Below are 17,466 nucleotides of genomic sequence, written 5' to 3' on the forward strand. Positions count from 1 at the left end.
CGTACGACGACGCCGGGCAATGCCGCCCGGCCGTGCGGGGGGAAGCAGCGATGCCTGTCTAGGGGGAAACGAAGATGTCGGAAGACGACCTGAAGATCCTGCTGCTCGGCCCGATCCGGGCCGAACGGGGAGGTACCAACCTCTACCTGGGCACTCCCCGGCAGCGGGAGGTGCTCGCCGTACTGGCGCTGCGCTGCGGGATGGTGATGTCGGTGCCGCAGATCGTCGACGCGGTCTGGAACGGGCGCCGGCCCGACTCGGTGGAGAACATGGTGCACACCTACATCGGTCGGCTGCGCCGGGTGCTGGAGCATCCCGGCCGGCCGCCGGCACTGGCCCGGGTGCTCCGCTCCACCCGCCCGGGATACACCCTCGACATCCCGGCGGTCGCGGTCGACGTCACCCGGTTCGAGCACGACGTCAGGGTGGCCCGGGCGGCCCGGGCCCAGGGCGAGTTGTCCCGGGCGCTCGGCTGTTTCCAGCAGGCGCTGGCCCGCTGGTCCGGCCTGGCACTCCAGGAGGCGACCGGGCCGCTGGCCGAGGCGGAACGGATCCGCCTCACCGAGCTGCGTCAGGACGCGGTAGAGGAGGCCACCGGGGTACGCCTGCTCCTCGGCGACGTGGAGAACCTCGTCTCCGAGCTGCGCTGCATGCTCGCCGAGCAGCCGATGCGGGAGCGGCTCTGGGAACTGCTGCTGGTCGTGCTCGGCCAGACCTCGCGGCGGGCCGAGGCGCTGACCGCCTTCGAAGACGCCCGGGTCACCCTGGCCGACCGGCTCGGGGTGGAGCCGGGGCACCGGCTCCAGGACCTGCACCGGCGGCTGCTGCGCAGCGAACCGGTCACGGTGCGGCCGTGGTGGGAGCGGCGGGTCCCGGTCTAGCCCCGGAGACGGGCTCGGCACGGCCCGCTTGGGCCTGGCCCGGCTCGGCGTGACCCGGCTCGATGTCCGGCTCGGCGGGATCCAACCCGGCGGATCCGCCGCGCCTGGAAAAGCCACCGGCCCGTCCGGTCGCCTCCGGACCGGTGAGGACGAAGAAGGCACCGGCAGGACTGTCCCCGAGGCGCGCGGGGACCTCCTCGGCGATGGAGAGGCCGCAGGCCCGGACGACCCGGGCGAACTCCTCGGCAGGGGCTTCGTCGTAGATCTGCACGACGATCCGGCCCCGGGGCGTCAGCATCGCGGGCAGCCGGCGTAGCAGGTCGGCGGCCTCGGCCCCGGTCAGGTAGTAGACGACCTCACGGAGCAGGATCGCGTCGTACCGCCGCGCGGTGTCGAAGGTGCGGATGTCGGCCACCTCGAACGACGTGTCCGGCCGGTCCAGCGCCCGAGCCGCCTCGATCGCCCGGGAACTGAGGTCCACACCGTGGTAGTGCCGGTAGCGACCCGGCGCCAGCGGCAGGTTCGCACTGGTGCCGCAGCCCAGGTCCAGGATCGTCGGCCGGGGCGCCCAGGTCTCGATCAGCGACAGCGGCATGTTCCCGTCGGACATGTCGTCGAGATAGCGCCAGAACCCCAACGCGTACTGCGCGTTCCACCACGCCCTGTTCATTCTTGGATTGGATCGGATCAGCACCCGTACCGGAACTCGGATCAGCCGCGCCACCGCACGGACCAACGCATTCGACATGGTGTCACCGACATTTCTCGATGTGGGACGGATCCCGGAAGCTCCGGGAATGACGCTATCGATGTTCCTGGCCGGCCTACCGGCCGGAAGGGAGGTCGGGTCAGCCGGTCAGCGCGGGGTCGACAGCCCGGCGGAGGCCGAGCCGGCGCCGGTGGACGTACTGGGCGAGCAGCAGCCCGCCCGCGCCGACCGCCACCTCGCTGACCGCGCAGACCAGCCGGCTGGTCAACACCACCGGGGCGGCGACCGAGACCGGCATCACGGTGGCCAGCCCCACCATCAGCACCGCCTCCCGGACGCCGAGCCCGTCCGGGACGACCATCACCAGCAACCCGGCCACGGTTGCGGCGGCGAAGCCGGCCACACAGACCAGGTAGGAGCGCAGCGGCGGGGCGCCGGCGGTCACCGCCAGCAGCCAGAGATGGTGCCCGGAGATCACCCAGGAGAGCGACTGCGTGGTGATCGCCCGCCGGATCCCGGCCCGGGACGCGCTGACCTGCGGAGGTGGCCGCCGCAGCAGCCGCGCCGCCCCGGCGAGCCCCCGGTTGAGCAGGTCCGGGCGGACGAAGAGCGCCACCAGCGGGAGTACGGCGAGCAGCATCCACCCGGCCGCCCGGTCGAGCACCGCCGGTCCGGCCGCGAGGCCGACGGTCATCCCGGTCAGCGCCACCACCACCCAGCTCAGCAGGAAGACGCCGGCCAGCCGGACCGCCCCGACGTTGATCTCCTTGCCGAGCCGGAGCAGCACCGGCAGCGCGACGAACCGGCCCGGGACGAACTTGGCGAGGAACCCGACGAAGAACAGCCGCGCGGCGGTCCACCGGTCCACCGCCGCGCCGAGGTCGACGAAGAGCGCCTGCCAGGAGTGGTACCCGAGGAGCAGCCCGACCGAGTTGATCAGCAGCGCGCCGCCGAGCACCAGTCCGACCCGGACCGGATCGAGCCGCTGCGCCAGTGCGCGCACCGGCGTCCAGTCCTGGTCCCGCAGGAACAGCACCAGCCCGACCGTCAGGGCCAGCACGAAGACCACGACCAGCAGTTGGTTGACCCGCCGCCACCAACCGGACCGCCGCTCGACCGCGCGCCGCACCGCCTCGACCAGCACGCCCACGGAGCCGGTCGAACCGGTCGAGCCGGCGGGATCGGTAGCTCCGGTCGCACCGACGGGGTCGGTCGGGCCGGTGGGCCCGGTCGCCCGGGCGGGGGCGGTAGCTGCGAACGCACCAGCGGGACCGGTCGAGCCCAGCGGGCCGGCGGGCCCGGTCGAGCTGGTCACCGGGTCGACTCCGGGGCCAGTGGGGCGACCCGGCCAGGGCGGGGGCGCCGGAGCAGCGCCCGACCCAGCCCGAGCGCCAGACCGGCGAACTCGGTCAGGTGGGTCAGGAACCGCATCGCGGTGGCGAAGAGCAGGAAGCCCGCCCCACGCTGCCGGAGCGCGAATCCGAGCAGCGCCCGGTCCGCGCCGAGGAAGGCGACCACCCCGCCCAGCGGCACCAGCAGCAGCCACGGCGACCAGACGGCCAGCGCCAGCCCGGCCACCGCGAGGGCGCTGCCCAGCAGCCCGACCACCGAGCCGAGGTCGATCCGGTGCGGTGCCCGCCGGTCGGCGGACTGCACGGTGGACGCCGCCGGTCCGGGCGCCCAGCGCGCCGCGACGACCGCCCCGGCGTACGTCCGGGCTCGGCGGAAGTGCTCTGACAGGTACGGCCCCAGCCGGTCCACGTCGTCGTGCCGACCCAGCACCCGGTCGCTGGTGCGGATCTCGTACGACGCCGGCAGGCGGGTGCCGAACTCGACGTCCTCGGCGTCACGCAGCCGTTCGTCGAAGCCGCCGACCAGTTCGAAGACCACCCGGGGAACGGCGGTGAGCGCGAACATGGTGATCGCGGTGGCCCCGATGTCGCGGCGCCGCCAGAAGTGCTCGAAGAGCGTCTTGTAGGACTCGACCGGCCCGTCCGGGAACAGGGGGGTCAGATCGTAGATCCCCTGCACCACGCCGCAGCCGGGATGCGCCCGCAACTCGGCCACCGCCCCGGCCAGCGCGTCGGGTGCCAGCGCGATGTCCGAGTCGACGAAGAACAGCAGGTCCCCGCCGGCCCGGGCGGCTCCGGCGTTCCGGGCCGCGGAGACGCCCCGGTTCACCGGAAACGCCAGCACGGTGCAGGGAAACTCGGCCGCGATCTGCCGGGACCGGTCGGTGCTCGCGTCGTCGACGACGATCACCTCGGCCGCCGGCCGGGTCTGTGCGTAGATCGCCGCGAGACAGGCCCGGAGAGTCTTCTCCTTGTTGTAGTTCGGAACGATGACCGACACCCGCGCGAATTGCGGGTCGACGGTGTGGTCGAGTGGAGACAATGCGCCTGGTCACCCCCTTTTTCCCGGCGGGCCGGTAAACGGTAGCAACCGGCGTACCGCAATTTCTGGAGCCGGCCTGGATTACCCAGTGCGACGGCGGCGGCGTTCGGCGGACGGTAAACAAAACTCGGCCAGCCGGTCGGCCGGGACCGACCATCGGGTGACCGTCGGGGCGTAAGTGAACCGTAAGGCCCGCCCCGCAGAGTAGCTGGCGTCGAGGCCGGCGGCACCGGACGCCGGATCGACGGACCATCGGAGGAGGGAACAGTACCGTGAAATCTTCAACGGCACGCGGCCTCGCAGCGGCCGCGATCGTGACGGCGGCCGCGCTGGCCGTACCGGTCGGCGCCGCCGGGGCGGCCGGGGCTGCGGACTGGTCGGCGGCCTGGGCGACCGGCGTGCACCACCCGGTGCCCGGCAACGACTGGGACGGGCCCAACTGGTCGGTCGACGGCTTCACCGGCGAGTCGGTACGGCAGGTGGTGCGGGTCAGCGTCGGCGGCACCCGACTACGGGTGCGGCTCTCCAACCGGTACGGCACGCAGCCGCTGAGGCTGGCCGGTGCGACCGTCGGCAGTTCCGGCGGCGGCGCCACGGTCCGGCCCGGCACGCTGCGACCACTCACCTTCCAGTACCGGTCGTCGGTGACCGTCCCGGTCGGGGCCGAGGTGGTATCCGACCCGGTCCGCTTCGGGGTCGCGGCGCTGGACCGGCTGGCCGTCACCTTCTACTTCGCCGAGGGGTCCGGGCCGGCCACGTTCCACCAGGGCGGCCTCACCACCACCTACCGGGCCACTGGCGACCGGCGAACGGAGCCCGGCGCCGAGGCGTTCGGCGGCGCCACCAGCCACTCCTGGTACTACCTGACCGGCATCGACGTCTCCGGGCCGGCGCCGCGGCGGGCCGGAAGGGGCGGATCCGACGGTCGTGATGCCGCCTGGGGCACAGTGGTCGCGTTCGGCGACTCCATCACCGACGGCTACGGCAGCAGCCCCGGTGCCGACAACCGGTACCCGGACCAGTTGGCCGAGCGTCTCGTCGCCGGAGGTCGCCGGCTGGGCGTGGCCAACCTCGGGATCAACGGCAACAAGCTGCTCGCGGATTCGCCCTGCTACGGCGAGCGGGGGGTGACCCGGTTCCACCGGGACGCGCTCGGCCAGCCGGGCGTGCGCGCCGTGGTCGTCCTGCTCGGCACGAACGACATCGGCGGGGGCGGCTTTCCGGACTTCGGCTGCGGCGCCTCGCCGGTGGTGACCGCCGCTGAGGTGGTCGACGGGCACCGGGCGCTGGTCCGGGCCGCGCACCGGCGGGGCATCCAGGTGGTCGGCCTGACAATCCCGCCATGGAAGGGGGCGCTCGGCTACGACACCCCGGCGAACGAGGAGGTCCGGGACCGGGTGAACGATTCGCTCCGCGCGGGTGTCGGGTACGACGCCCTGGTCGACCTGGACCGGCTCCTCGCCGACCCGGCGGACCCGGACGCCCTGCGACCGGAGTTCGACGCCGGTGACCGGCTGCACGTCAACGACGCCGGGGCGGAGCTGATCGCAACTGCGGTCGCCCGGGCGCTGCGCTGAGCCGGGCCGCTACGTCCAGGAGGGACGAACGATGACCGACGCGAAGCTCGACGAACACGTCCGGGCCACCTACTCGGCCGAACACCAGGCCATCATCGGCGTGCTGCGTGACCTGATGGTGGACGCCGCACCGGGCGCGCGGGAGGTGATCAGCAGCGGGTCGCTCGCCTGGCGGGGCGAGCGGATCCTGGCGATCGTCAGCCCGAGCAGGACCCACCTCACCTTCGCCTTCGCCCGGGGCGCGGAGTTCACCGACCGGCACGGCCTGCTGGCCGGAGTCGGCAAGGCCACCCGGCACATCAAGATCAAGAAGCCGGACGCGGTGCCCCTCGGCGCGCTACGCGACTACATCCGGCAGGCGGTGGCGCTGGACGGGCGGTGAGCCGCCCGGCTGCCCCGGCCGGGCGGCGGGCGGATCGCGGTGACCGGGCCGCCGCGTGACGCCAGCACCGCCGCGCAGGGCGTACGGCGGTGCTCCGTCCGGTGCCCTGCCGGTCAGAGCGGCGGCCACGCGTTGGCCAGCAGTTGCCGGAAGTGCGCCGGGAACCACTCGCCGACCGGTGGGGCGTTCTGCATCGCACCACTGGTCACCGTGGGGAACAGGTGCGGGCGGTACGTCGGGTCGCACATCGGCTCGTACGGCCGGTGCGCCCCGAGCACGTCACTGGCACCGTCGGACTCGCCGGGCGGCTTGATCCAGGCGTACGCGTCGATGCCGGCCTCCGGCGCCGCGACCGGCCGTACGCCGAGTCCGGCGCCGGCCTGGTTGCACCAGTTGCCGAGGTAGCCGCGCCGGTCGGTCCGGCCCGCCTCGACGTACTCCTCGGCGCTGGTCGACGGTCCGGGGCCGGTGGGCCGGTCCGGGCCGCCCCACCCGTTGCGCGAGGTGTCGACCAGCATGCCGATCCGCGGGGAGAAGCCGCTGGCGACCAGGAGCTGGCGCAGTTGCTGGGCGTACGGCAACTCGTCGACGTAGGCGTTGCCGGCGATCCAGGCCGTGTCCCGTACCGGCTGGCCGTTGACCACGTCGTCGGCGTCGAGGTACGGCTCGCGCAGCACCGAGTAGTTGGCCACGTTGACGGTGACGCCGTGTACGGCCGAGGGAGTGCTGCCGGCGGTGGTGGCCGCCTGGTACAGCAGCGCCGCCGCCGCGGCCCCGTCCGTCGACCACCCGAGCTGGCCGTGGTGGCTGGCGTCCAGATAGGCGTAGACGTTGGGTACGGTGGCCAGTCGGGCCAGTGCGTAGCCGATGCCGGCGAGGTAGCTTCCCCGGGCCTTGACCTGGTCGCAGCCGGCGGTCGCGGCGGGGCGGGGCGAGGTGTGGGTGACCAGGTTGGGCAGCGAGTTCGGCTCCACGACGGTGACGATCCGCAGCCCCGCGTAGCTCGAGTCGGCGAGAATCGCCACGATCGGGTCGACGAACTCGGTCCGGTACCGGTCGAGTTCGTCGATGGCCAGCTCGCCGTAGCTGACCCGGCGGTTGCAGTCCCGCCCGGGCAGGTTGTAGAGGGTCAGCTGCACCAGGTCGGCGCCGTGCGCCAGGGCCGTGTCCAGGTGGGCGCGCAGCCCCATCCGTCCGGACGTGCCGTCGATGGCGGCGATCCGGTCCAGCCACACCGCGGTCGGCTGGTCGGCGACCGCCGCCCCGCCCGGTTCGGCGCGGGCCCGGGCGGACCACTCCGGGTTCACATACGCCGTCGCACCGACGTAGGGGTTGTCCACCGAACCTCGCTCGACCTCGGCGGCGCGGGCGGGGGAGGCGGCCGGGCCGGCCAGCAGGGCCAGCGCGGTCAGCATGGTCAGGGCCCGACGCGGTCCCGCCGACGCGGGTACGGGTAGCGGCAGTGTCATGGTTCGCTCACCCCGCGAGATCCAGCCGTCCGGGAGACGGCTATTGATGATTATGAATTGATAATACTATCCGGTCCGCCCGGTCGGCGGGGTGCCGCCGTCGTCCGGTCACCTCTCCGGGACAGGCCGGACGCTGGACGATCGGGTAGCCGGAGTGTCCATCCCGGACGGTCCGCAGCCGCGCCGCTCGATAGGCTCCGGTACCCGCACGGAAAGCGCCCAGGACACCGCGCGGCGCTCACGCATTGCGTCTGACCTTGCGGTCCGCCGCACCGCAAGGGGAGGTTGAAAAGGGTTCAGTGGGGGAAGGCACCAGACCGGCCCGCGCAGCCACGGTGGGCCCGGCTCCTCGGCGCGGCCGGCGTGTTCATCATCTACTCGGCCGGGCGGCCGGACGGTCAGCCGGGGGTACGGCCGACGGCGTACCGGAACGCGTTGTCCAGGTGATAGCCGCCGTCCGGCTGCCGGAACGGGCGGGCCGCGTCGCGCACCGTCGACGCGGTGGCGGCCATCGTCTCCGGGTCCTCGCCGAGCAGCACGCCACGCACCAGCGCGTCGTCGTCGGGCGCGTACCAGGGGACCGGGACCAGCCCCGCCACGACCACGTCGAGCCCACCGTCGGCGAGCAGCCGCTCAAGGCCACCGGGCTGCCGCAACTCGCCGTCGGGCAGCGGCTCGTCGCCAGCGGCGTCGGCGACGGCCCGCTCGACGATGTCCAGATCGTTGTGCCGCCCCTCCGCCCAGTTGGCGATCGCGACCAGGCCACCGGGCCGGGTGACCCGGACGCACTCGGCCAGCGCGTCCAGGGTGTCCTCGGCGAACTGCACGGCGTTGACCGAGGTGACCAGCTCGAACGTGTGGTCCGGCCAGGGCAGCCGCTCGGCGTCGCCGACCCGGAGGTCGGCGGCCGGCACCCGGGACCGGGCCAGCGCCAGCATGCCGGGCGCCGGGTCGACCCCGGCGGTCACCGCGCCGAGCCGGTCGAGATATCCGAGCAGGTCACCACCGCCGCAGCCGACGTCGAGCACCCGGGAACCAGGCCCGATCCCACTCGCCGCCACGACCGCCCGCCAGACCGGCTCGGCGAAGCCGCCCCACAGTTCGGCCCAGCCGGCCGCGACCGCCGACCAGCGGTCCGGATCCGCCCCGTCCACCCACCCCTCCTCCGATGACGTCCGTCCGGCCGGCGCCGACGGGCGCGTTCCCGCACAGCGGCGGGGAGCCCGCTGGCACCCTGCTTCAGCCGTCGCGCTGGTCGCGACCGACCTCGCGGTCCCGGCGTACCGTCGCCTTGCGGCCCTTGATGGTGCTCTGCCGGAGCCGCGTGATCACCTCGTTCGCCGCCGACCTCGGCACCTCGACCAGCGAGAACCGGTCGGCGATCTCGATCGAGCCGATCTCCCGGCCGCTGACCCCGGTCTCGCCGGTGATCGCCCCGACCAGGTCCTGCGGCCGGATGCCGGCCCGCCGACCGACCCCGATGAACAGGCAGGCCATGTCGCCGGAGCGGGGCCGGCCGCCGCGCCGGTCGTCCCGGCCACCGTCCCGGCCGCCGTCGCGCCGGGCCCGACCGTCCCGGTCGGTCCGGAACGCCACCTGCGGGATGTCCTCCTCCTCGTCGACCGGGCCGCCGCCCGCCGACTCGTGCGCCAGCTTCACCGCCGCCAACGCCACCTCCATCACGTCGAACTCGTCGGTGAGGGTCTCCACGATCACCCGGAACGGTTCGAGGTCGTCCTCCAGCAGGCTCTCGTGCAGCGCCGCCCGGGTCATCTCCAGCCGCCGGGTCCGCAGGTCGGCCACGGTCGGGATCTTGTCGATCGAGATCCGCTGCCCGGTGGTCCGCTCGATGGTCTTGAGCATCCGGTGTTCCCGGGGCTCGGCCAGGGTGATCGCCACCCCCTGCCGACCGGCCCGGCCGACCCGTCCGATCCGGTGCACGTACGACTCCGGCGCCGACGGCACGTCGTAGTTCACCACGTGGGTGAGCTGCTCGATGTCCAGTCCCCGGGCGGCCACGTCGGTCGCCACCAGCAGGTCGGCGGTGCCGGCCCGGAGCCGGCCCATCACCCGGTCCCGCTGCTCCTGGGTCATCCCGCCGTGCAGCGCCTCGGCCCGGTAGCCGCGACCGTTCATGGTCTCGGTCAGCCGGTCGACCTCCTCCCGGCTGCGGCAGAAGACGATCGCCGCGGTCGGCGCCTCGACGTCGAGTACCCGGCCGAGGGCGGCCGGCTTGTGCGACCGGGCGACCACGTACGCGGTCTGCCGGACCAGCGGAGCGGTGCCGGTCGGCGCGGGCTGCCGGCCGATCTCGATCCGGGCCGGGTCCCGCAGGTACTGCCGGGCCATCCCGTCGATCCGGGCCGGCATGGTGGCGGAGAAGAGCACCGTCTGCCGCTGCTCGGGTACGTGTTGCAGGATCGCCTCGATGTCTTCGGCGAAGCCCATGTCGAGCATCTCGTCCGCCTCGTCCAGCACCACCGTGCCGAGGCCCTCCAGCCGCAGGGTGTCCCGGGCGATGTGGTCCAGGGCCCGCCCCGGGGTCGCCACCACCACGTCCACCCCGCCGTCCAGCGCCCGCAGTTGCCGGGCGATCGGCTGGCCCCCGTAGATCGGCAGCACCCGTACGCCGAGGTCCCGGCCGTACCGGTGGATGGCCTCGGAGACCTGCACGGCCAGTTCCCGGGTCGGCACCAGGATCAGCGCCGCCGGCGCCCCGGAGCGCCGCCCCTCCGGCAGCCGGTGCAACAGCGGCAGCGCGAAGGCGGCGGTCTTGCCGGTCCCGGTGGCGGCCTGGCCGAGCAGGTCCCGGCCGGCCAGCAGGGGCGGGATGGCGGTCCGCTGGATGGCGGTCGGCTCCTCGTAGCCCAGTGTGCCGAGCGCGTCCAGGAGTTCGGTCCGCAGCCCGAGGTCGGCGAAGGTGCCGGAGTCGTCGGGGTCGTTCGGGCTGGTGCTGACCGGCGGAGCGGGTGGTGCGCTGTCGGAACTCATACCCATCAGCTTTTCACCACGCTGAACCGGGCGATGCGGCGACCGGCGGATCTCGGCCGGCCATCGCCCGCCGGACGGTCTTTCTCGTCGCCCGGGGCGCCATCGTGCGGCGGCGCCCCGGCGCACGATGGCGCCCTAGCGCCCCGGGGCCGAACCGACCGGCGGCGGAACGGGCCGGAGCATCCGGATCTCCTCGTCGCCGAACTCCCCGCCGGTCAGTACGGCGGCGGCCAGGGCCAGGGCCGTGGCCACCACCACACTGACGCAGGTGCGGTAGGAGCTGGACACCGCCCGTACTCCGCCATCGGGCTCCGGCAGGTCGGGGTACGGGGGCGGCGCGGCCGGGGGAGGCATCGACGTAGCGGGGCGGGATCGGGATAGTATTTGCATCGTGAATGCGAAAATCCAGGGCTTCGTCCTGCCCGGCGCGGCCGTGGTGGTGACCGGGGCGGGTTCCGGCATCGGCGCGGCGCTGGCCACCCGGTTCGCAGCGGAGGGCGCTCGGGTGCTGGTCAACGACCTCGACGCCGACGCTGCCCGGGCGGTCGCGGCCCGGATCGGCGGCGAGGTCTTCCCCGCCGACATGGCCGACCCGACCGCGGTGGCCGCGCTGGTCCGGTACGCCCGGGACCGGTTCGGCCGGATCGACCTGTTCTGCGCCAACGCCGGAGTGCCCGGCACCGGAGGGCTGGACGCCGCCGACCAGACGTGGGAGCACGCCTGGCGGGTCAACACCATGTCCCAGGTGTACGCCGCCCGCGAACTGCTGCCCGACTGGCTGGCGGCCGGGCGTGGCCGGCTCCTCGTCACCGCCTCGGCGGCCGGTCTGCTCACCCTGCTCGGCGCCGCCCCGTACTCGGTCACCAAGCACGCGGCGGTGGCGTTCGCCGAGTGGCTGCGGGCGAGCTACGCCCACCGGGGCATCGTGGTGCAGGCGCTCTGCCCGCAGGGGGTCCGCACTCCGATGCTGGAGCGGGGCGAAGGGCCCGGCGCCGCCCTGCTCGCCGCCGGGGCGGTCACCCCCGAGCAGGTCGCCGAGCTGGTGGTGGCGGCACTCGCCGACGACCGGTTCCTGGTGCTGCCGCATCCGGAGGTGGCGACCTACTACACCCGGCGGGCCGCCGACCCGGACCGCTGGCTGCACGGGATGAACCGGGTGCAGCGCGATCTCGAACGGCCGGCCGATGACTGACCGGGATTCATCGGCGGCGGTCCGGGTCGACGGGCGCAACGCGCGGGCGGAGCGCTCCCGGGCGGCCATCGTCGAGGCGCACCTCGCGCTGATCGGCGAGGGCGACCTCCGGCCGACGGGTGAGCGGATCGCCGAGCGGGCCGGGGTGTCGCTGCGGACACTCTGGACCAATTTCAAGGACATGGAGACCCTCTTCGAGGCCAGCGGCGAGCAGGTGCTCCGGCAGCAGGACGCGGCCCACCGGCCGATCTCCCGGGCGCTGCCCCTGGCCGAGCGGGTCGACGCGTACTGCCGGCAACGGGCCCGACTGCTCCAGTTGATCGAGCCTGCCGCCCGGGCCGCGCAGCTGCGGGAGCCGGTCTCCGCCGCGTTGCGCCGCAACCGCCTCAGGCACGTCGACCGGGTCCGCGCCGAGGTCGAGGAGTTGTTCGCCGACGAACTCGACCGGGCCGGCGCCGGCCGGGAGCAACTCGTGCACGCGCTGGTGGCCAGCAGCATGTGGCCGAGCTGGTCGATGCTGCGCGACGGGCTCGGGCTGGGCGTGCAGCAGGCCCGGGCGGTGATGACCCGCACCGTCGCCGCACTGCTGGCCGACCCGGGACCCCGCTGACCGAGCCGGCCGCGGCGCAACGGCCCGGAAGGCACCGCCCGGCCTACCGCTACTCGCCGACCTGGCCGTCGATGGCCTCCCGGATCAGGTCGGCGTGGCCGTTGTGCCGGGCGTACTCGTCGATCATCTGGTTGAGCACCCAGCGGAGCGCGAGTGCCTGACCGGTGACCGGGTGGGTGCCCAGCGCCTCCAGCGGACGCGCGGCGGCGATCCGGCGGGACTGCGCGACCTCGGCCCGCCAGATCGCGAACGCGGTCTCGCCGGTGGCGGAGTCGAGGTCGTTGAAGTCCTCGTCGTCGTCATCGGTTGCCGTGTAGAGACTTCCCGGGAAGTTCCCGGCGACCACCGCCTGGAAACGCCACCCACGCCCGCGCCATCAGGCGAGCACGGTCCCGATCCGGCGGCGGAGTACGTCGGGATCGGCCGGACCCGGGTGCAGGATTACCCGCAACGCCGGCCCGGCGGTCGGGGCGGCCGCACCGGCCGCGATCGTGCCGAGTACGCCGAGCAGGATGCCGAGCTGCTCCGGTGGCTCGTCGGCGAGCAGGTCCGCCGCGTCCGTCACCACCAGGGTCCGGGGCCGCTCCGCGACGAGGTCGGTGAGGCACTCCTCGAAGGCGTCCCAGTTCCGGCCGAAGTAGTCCGGGAAGCCCAGCCGGGCCGCCCACTCGGTGAACAGGGCGGCCCGGGTACGGCTTCCGGCCCCGGCGAGCACGGTGGAGTCCCGGGCCGGCGGGTCGGCCGAGACCGTCAGCCAGGACGGAAGTACCGGGCCGGACTGGTCGGGCATGGTGGTCCCTCGGTCGGTCCGGCCTCCCGACCGGACGGCTGCTGCTGCCAGGGCGACGGTACGCCGAGGGCGGGAGGCCGGGCGTCCGGTGCGGTCCTCAGAGTAGGTAGAAGTCCGTGTAGTGGTTCGGGGTGAACCAGGTCGCTCCGGTCGCCTTGTTCACCACGATCCGGTACGCGTCCCGGGCCGCACCGCGGTTGCGCGGGTAGACGTCGTACTCGTAGTAGGTGGCGTTGGCCGGCAACTGGCCCTCGCGGTTGAAGTGCTGGCCACCGGCGTAGTTGTAGAGCCCGCCGCTCCAGGAGTACCAGTTGCGGGCGGTGGGGAAGCCCCGGCTCGCCCAGCCGCTGCGGGCGGCCCGGGCGTCCGCACAGCGCGCCATGGTGCACGAGCTGTAGACGGCGGCCGACGCGGAGTCGGTCTGGGTCGGCGCGACCACGGCCGGTCCGACCAGCAGGCCGGCGACCAGGGTGACCAGCATCGCGAAGCTGGTCAGGAACCGGTGGGCCCGGGCCGGGGTGGCCGGGACGGGACGGACGGTCCAGCGGGGAGCGGCGGATACGGCCAAGGTGTCCTCCAGTTCGGACGGAGCCCGCGGGGTGTGCGGGTCGGCTCCATCCTCGGCAGCCGAGGTCCCCGCCGGTAGGGGCTGGCGGTGAAGTTAATCGATGCGCCACCGGCTGTTCCCGCCGACGATCACTGAACCTTTTTCAACCTGGACCGCGCGGCGCCCACGCACCGCGTCCGACCTTGCGGTCCGCCGGACCGCAAGGGGAGGTTGAAAAAGGTCCACTGCGCTCCGCGGCGGATCGGGGCCGGAGACGGTCCGGCGCTCTGGATACCGGACCGGGCGGTGGCCGGCGCCGGCCCGGAGACGGGTGCGGCGAAACCACACAAACAGAGATCTCTGTGGGTTTGGTTCCGGCGTCACCCACCCAGCCGCCACGCAGTCAACCGGACGGCGGCCCAGAAGGGAGCCCGTGCCACGCGGGCGGAATGTCCTGGATCACGCCCTGCTGCGTCGACCAGATGACCAAACTGTTACGGCTGGATGTTGACTGCCCACAGGAACGGGCGTAAACAGAAGGATAAGCAAAAGCAACCGGGCGGGAGATCCAACAGATGTACGCCGAGGAACGTCAGCAGGAGATCCTGCGTCTGGCCCGCGAGGCGGGCCGGGTCGACGTGATGGCGCTGGCCGAGGGCATGAACGTGACCGCGGAGACGATCCGCCGGGACCTGACCGTGCTGGAGCGGGCCGGAGTGCTCCGCCGGGTGCACGGCGGGGCGATCCCGGTCGAGCGGATCGGGTTCGAGCCCGCACTCGCCGCCCGGGACGCCGTACTCATCACCGAGAAGGAGCGGATCGCCAAGGCGGCGCTGGCCGAGCTGCCCGACGAGGGTGCCGTCATCCTCGACGCCGGCACCACCACCGCCCGGCTGGCGCACCTGCTGCCCTCCGACCGCGAGCTGACCGTGGTGGTCAACTCTCCGGTGCTGGCCTCCGCGCTCGGGCTGAAGCCCAACCTCACGGTGCTGCTGCTCGGCGGCCGACTGCGCGGCAAGACGCTGGCCACGGTGGACGACTGGGCGCTGCGCCCGCTCGCCGAGCTCTACGTCGACGTCGCCTTCATGGGCACCAACGGCTGCTCGGTCGAGCGGGGGATGACCACCCCGGATCCGGCCGAGGCGGCGGTGAAGCGGGCGATGATCGGTGCCGCCCGCCGGGTGGTACTGCTCGCCGACCACACCAAGATCGGCAATGACTATCTGGCCCGGTTCGGCACCCTGGCCGACCTCGACCTGCTGATCACGGACAACGGAGTCGACGAGGAACTGGCCGACGACGTCGAGGCGGCCGGCGTACGGGTGGTGCGGGCATGATCCTCACCGTCACGCTCAACCCCAGCCTGGACCGGGCGATGGAGATCGACCTGCTGGTCCGGGGCGAGGTGATCCGGGCCTCCTCCGCACACCTCGACCCGGGCGGCAAGGGCGTCAACGTCTCCCGGGCACTGCTGGCCAACGGGGTGCCGTCCCGCGCCGTGCTGCCGGTCGGTGGCGAGGAGGGGGCCCAGCTCGTCCGGCTGCTGGAGGGCGAGGGCGTCGAGCTGCTGGTGGTGCCGATCGCCGGCCGTACCCGGTCGAACATCACCCTCGCCGAGCCGGACGGCACGGTAACCAAGATCAACGAGTCCGGCCCGGTCCTGACCGGGACGGAGTTCGCCGAGGTCACCAGGGCGGTGCTGACGGCGGCCGGCGCGGCCGACTGGGTGGTGGCCTGCGGCAGCATGCCGCCGGGGCTGCCGGTGGCGGCCTTCGGCGACCTCTGCGCCCGGCTGGTCGACGCCGGGGTGCGGCTGGCGGTCGACACCAGCGGGCCGGCGCTGCGGGCCGCCGCCGAGGCCGGCGTGGCGCTGGTCAAGCCGAACCGGGAGGAGTTGTCCGAGGCGGTCGGCGCCCCGCTGCGGTCCCTCGGCGACGTGGTCGACGCCGCTGCCCGGCTCCGGAGCTGGGGCGCCGGCACCGTGCTGGCCAGCCTCGGTGCCGACGGCGCGGTGCTGGTCGACGCGGCGGGCGTGGTCACCGGGGAGTCGCCGGTGGCGCAGCCGAAGAGCACGGTCGGGGCCGGCGACGCGCTGCTGGCCGGCTTCCTGGCCGCCGGCGCGCGCGGCCCGGACGCCCTCGCCGAAGGGCTCGCCTGGGGCGCCGCCGCGGTCAGCCTGCCCGGCAGCCGGATGCCCGGCCCCGGCGACCTGGTCCGGAACACCGTCCGACTCCACCCCCGACCGGACCTGGTCCGGCCGCTGCTGCCGCAGGGGTGAGTCGGTCATGCCAGCAACACAGCGACAGCATCCCGGACGTCGGCCGACCCCCGGAGCCGACGGCATGACATCCGACCCGGGCCGCGTTCGGTAACGCGGGCCGTACCTCTGCGAAGGAGTCCCCCTCATGGCCGTGTCGTACACCCCGGAGGTCCAGGGCAGCGGCTTCAAAGCCCAGGTCCAGCGGATCGGCGGTCACCTGGCCGGAATGGTCATGCCCAACATCGGGGCGTTCATCGCCTGGGGCCTGATCACGGCGCTCTTCATCCCGACCGGCTGGCTGCCCAACGAAGACCTGGCCAAGCTGGTCGACCCGATGATCTTCAGCCTGCTGCCGATCCTGATCGGCTACACCGGCGGCCGGATCGTGCACGGTCAGCGCGGCGCGGTGGTCGGCGCGGTCGCCACCGTCGGCATGATCGTCGGTGCGGACATCCCGATGTTCCTCGGCGCGATGATCATGGGTCCGGCCGCCGCCTACCTGATCAAGCTCTTCGACCGGCTGGTCGAGGACCGCATCCGCCCCGGCTTCGAGATGCTGGTCGACAACTTCTCCGCCGGGATCGTCGGCGGCGCCATGGCCCTGTTCGGCGTCTGGGGTGCCGGCCCGGTGGTCGGCCGGCTCAGCGACTGGGCCGGCAGCGGAGTGGACTGGCTGATCGGGCAGAACCTGCTGCCGGTCGCCTCCGTACTGGTGGAGCCGGCCAAGGTGCTCTTCCTGAACAACGCGATCAACCACGGCGTACTGTCGCCGCTGGCGGTGGCGCAGGCGCAGGAGAGCGGCAAGTCGATCCTGTTCATGATCGAGTCGAACCCCGGCCCGGGCCTCGGCCTGCTGCTCGCGTTCTTCCTCTTCGGGCCGCGCTCGCTGCGGCCGAGCGTGCCGGCGGCCGGCATCATCCACTTCCTCGGCGGCATCCACGAGATCTACTTCCCGTACGTGCTGATGAAGCCGCGCCTGATCCTCGCCACCATCGCCGGTGGCGCCGCCGGAGTCGGCACCTTCATGATCACCGGCGCCGGTCTGGTCGCCACCCCCTCGCCGGGCAGCATCTTCGCCTACGCGGCGGTCACCCCGCGCGGCGGCTGGTTCGGCATGGTGCTCGGCGTCCTGATCGCCACCGCGGTCTCCTTCGTGGTCGCCTCGGCGCTGCTCGGCTTCGGCAAGCTCAACGGCGAGCCGAAGACCGACGAGGTCACCGGCGGCGAAGCCGACGACCCGACAGCGGCCCAACCCACCACCGAGGGCCGCGACCGCGAGACCAGCCCGGCCGTGGCCCGCTCCGCCACCGCCGAGAGCTGACCGGACCACCGTACGAACGAGAGGGGTACTGCCATGGGCAGCATCAACGGTAAGGACATCCACAAGGTCGTGGTCGCCTGCGACGCCGGGATGGGCAGCAGCGTCATGCTCGCCAGCCAACTTCGCAAGCAGCTCAAGAAGTACTCGGTCACGGTGGAGCACACCCCGGTCAACTCGATCCCGGGCGACGCCGACGTGGTGATCACGCACAACGGGCTGGCCGCCCGGGCCCGGGCCGCCGCGCCTGACAAGATCGTCGTGCCGTTCCAGGTCTTCCTCGGCGACCCGGCGGTGACCGCCGTGGTCAAGGCGATCGAGTCCGGTGGTGAGGTCAGTGGCTGAG

The 17,466-nt window shown here is 73.3% G+C and carries 19 protein-coding genes; 9 read left to right on the forward strand and 10 right to left on the reverse strand.

Features of this window, described 5'->3' with window-relative positions:
• The first annotated feature begins 74 nt into the window (after positions 1 to 74).
• Entirely contained in the window at positions 75 to 881 is an 807-nt protein-coding gene (locus AAH979_RS02500; RefSeq protein ID WP_346256333.1) for an AfsR/SARP family transcriptional regulator, read from the forward strand.
• Here AAH979_RS02500 and AAH979_RS02505 read toward each other — a convergent pair.
• The 3 genes from AAH979_RS02505 to AAH979_RS02515 all read right to left on the reverse strand — a co-directional run bounded on the left by AAH979_RS02505 (position 841) and on the right by AAH979_RS02515 (position 3,942).
• Positions 841 to 1,551 carry a class I SAM-dependent methyltransferase gene (locus tag AAH979_RS02505; RefSeq protein ID WP_346256334.1) on the reverse strand — a complete coding sequence of 237 codons (711 nt, stop codon included), beginning with the start codon at positions 1,549 to 1,551 and terminating at the stop codon, positions 841 to 843. The two genes, AAH979_RS02500 and AAH979_RS02505, sit on opposite strands and share 41 nt — an antisense overlap.
• Positions 1,552 to 1,729: 178 nt before the next feature.
• Positions 1,730 to 2,905: a lysylphosphatidylglycerol synthase domain-containing protein gene (locus AAH979_RS02510; protein ID WP_346256335.1), complete on the reverse strand. Its 1,176-nt coding sequence runs from the start codon at positions 2,903 to 2,905 to the stop codon at positions 1,730 to 1,732.
• Positions 2,902 to 3,942 carry a glycosyltransferase gene (locus AAH979_RS02515; protein ID WP_346256336.1) on the reverse strand — a complete coding sequence of 347 codons (1,041 nt, stop codon included), beginning with the start codon at positions 3,940 to 3,942 and terminating at the stop codon, positions 2,902 to 2,904. Before AAH979_RS02515 ends, AAH979_RS02510 begins: the two co-directional genes overlap by 4 nt.
• 314 nt (positions 3,943 to 4,256) lie before the next feature.
• On the opposite strand from AAH979_RS02515, the gene AAH979_RS02520 reads away from it, so the two are divergent.
• A complete protein-coding gene (locus AAH979_RS02520) occupies positions 4,257 to 5,561 on the forward strand; it encodes an SGNH/GDSL hydrolase family protein (protein WP_346256337.1) in 1,305 nt (434 codons plus the stop codon).
• Between the two features lie 31 nt (positions 5,562 to 5,592).
• Positions 5,593 to 5,943, forward strand: coding sequence for a DUF1801 domain-containing protein (locus tag AAH979_RS02525; protein ID WP_346256338.1), 351 nt, complete (start codon positions 5,593 to 5,595; stop codon positions 5,941 to 5,943).
• Positions 5,944 to 6,056: 113 nt separating this feature from the next.
• Here the strand turns inward: AAH979_RS02525 and AAH979_RS02530 are convergent, their stop codons facing one another.
• The 4 genes from AAH979_RS02530 to AAH979_RS02545 form a co-directional block, all read right to left on the reverse strand.
• Positions 6,057 to 7,412, reverse strand: coding sequence for a glycoside hydrolase family 6 protein (locus AAH979_RS02530; RefSeq protein WP_346256339.1), 1,356 nt, complete (start codon positions 7,410 to 7,412; stop codon positions 6,057 to 6,059).
• A 398-nt stretch (positions 7,413 to 7,810) separates the two neighbouring features.
• On the reverse strand, positions 7,811 to 8,566 hold the full coding sequence (locus tag AAH979_RS02535) for a class I SAM-dependent methyltransferase (protein ID WP_346256340.1): 756 nt from the start codon (positions 8,564 to 8,566) through the stop codon (positions 7,811 to 7,813).
• 85 nt (positions 8,567 to 8,651) lie between these two features.
• A complete protein-coding gene (locus tag AAH979_RS02540) occupies positions 8,652 to 10,403 on the reverse strand; it encodes a DEAD/DEAH box helicase (RefSeq protein WP_346256341.1) in 1,752 nt (583 codons plus the stop codon).
• Positions 10,404 to 10,538: 135 nt separating this feature from the next.
• Positions 10,539 to 10,757, reverse strand: coding sequence for a hypothetical protein (locus AAH979_RS02545; protein ID WP_346256342.1), 219 nt, complete (start codon positions 10,755 to 10,757; stop codon positions 10,539 to 10,541).
• Positions 10,758 to 10,794: 37 nt separating this feature from the next.
• On the opposite strand from AAH979_RS02545, the gene AAH979_RS02550 reads away from it, so the two are divergent.
• Together AAH979_RS02550 and AAH979_RS02555 are read left to right on the forward strand one after the other, a co-directional pair.
• Entirely contained in the window at positions 10,795 to 11,595 is an 801-nt protein-coding gene (locus tag AAH979_RS02550; RefSeq protein WP_346256343.1) for an SDR family oxidoreductase, read from the forward strand.
• The gene (locus AAH979_RS02555; RefSeq protein WP_346256344.1) at positions 11,588 to 12,205 is read left to right on the forward strand and encodes a TetR/AcrR family transcriptional regulator; all 618 of its coding nucleotides are present in this window, start codon (positions 11,588 to 11,590) and stop codon (positions 12,203 to 12,205) included. The genes AAH979_RS02550 and AAH979_RS02555 overlap by 8 nt, the downstream gene beginning before the upstream one ends.
• 49 nt (positions 12,206 to 12,254) lie before the next feature.
• Here AAH979_RS02555 and AAH979_RS02560 read toward each other — a convergent pair whose 3' ends face one another.
• From AAH979_RS02560 to AAH979_RS02570, 3 genes are all read right to left on the reverse strand, one after another.
• On the reverse strand, positions 12,255 to 12,551 hold the full coding sequence (locus tag AAH979_RS02560) for a DUF664 domain-containing protein (protein ID WP_346256345.1): 297 nt from the start codon (positions 12,549 to 12,551) through the stop codon (positions 12,255 to 12,257).
• 30 nt (positions 12,552 to 12,581) lie between these two features.
• On the reverse strand, positions 12,582 to 12,995 hold the full coding sequence (locus AAH979_RS02565) for a barstar family protein (protein ID WP_346256346.1): 414 nt from the start codon (positions 12,993 to 12,995) through the stop codon (positions 12,582 to 12,584).
• 97 nt (positions 12,996 to 13,092) lie between these two features.
• A complete protein-coding gene (locus tag AAH979_RS02570) occupies positions 13,093 to 13,563 on the reverse strand; it encodes a ribonuclease domain-containing protein (RefSeq protein ID WP_346256347.1) in 471 nt (156 codons plus the stop codon).
• Between the two features lie 554 nt (positions 13,564 to 14,117).
• On the opposite strand from AAH979_RS02570, the gene AAH979_RS02575 reads away from it, so the two are divergent.
• The 4 genes from AAH979_RS02575 to AAH979_RS02590 all read left to right on the forward strand — a co-directional run bounded on the left by AAH979_RS02575 (position 14,118) and on the right by AAH979_RS02590 (position 17,465).
• A complete protein-coding gene (locus AAH979_RS02575; RefSeq protein ID WP_346256348.1) occupies positions 14,118 to 14,879 on the forward strand; it encodes a DeoR/GlpR family DNA-binding transcription regulator in 762 nt (253 codons plus the stop codon).
• Positions 14,876 to 15,820: a 1-phosphofructokinase gene (gene pfkB / locus AAH979_RS02580; protein WP_346256349.1), complete on the forward strand. Its 945-nt coding sequence runs from the start codon at positions 14,876 to 14,878 to the stop codon at positions 15,818 to 15,820. Before AAH979_RS02575 ends, pfkB begins: the two co-directional genes overlap by 4 nt.
• 127 nt (positions 15,821 to 15,947) lie before the next feature.
• Positions 15,948 to 17,123, forward strand: coding sequence for a PTS mannitol transporter subunit IICB (locus tag AAH979_RS02585; RefSeq protein ID WP_346256350.1), 1,176 nt, complete (start codon positions 15,948 to 15,950; stop codon positions 17,121 to 17,123).
• A gap of 33 nt (positions 17,124 to 17,156) precedes the next feature.
• Positions 17,157 to 17,465 carry a PTS lactose transporter subunit IIB gene (locus AAH979_RS02590; protein ID WP_203856323.1) on the forward strand — a complete coding sequence of 103 codons (309 nt, stop codon included), beginning with the start codon at positions 17,157 to 17,159 and terminating at the stop codon, positions 17,463 to 17,465.
• The last annotated feature ends 1 nt before the right edge of the window (position 17,466 follow it).

It is taken from the genome of Plantactinospora sp. ZYX-F-223, assembly GCF_039649625.1.
GTDB lineage: Bacteria > Actinomycetota > Actinomycetes > Mycobacteriales > Micromonosporaceae > Plantactinospora.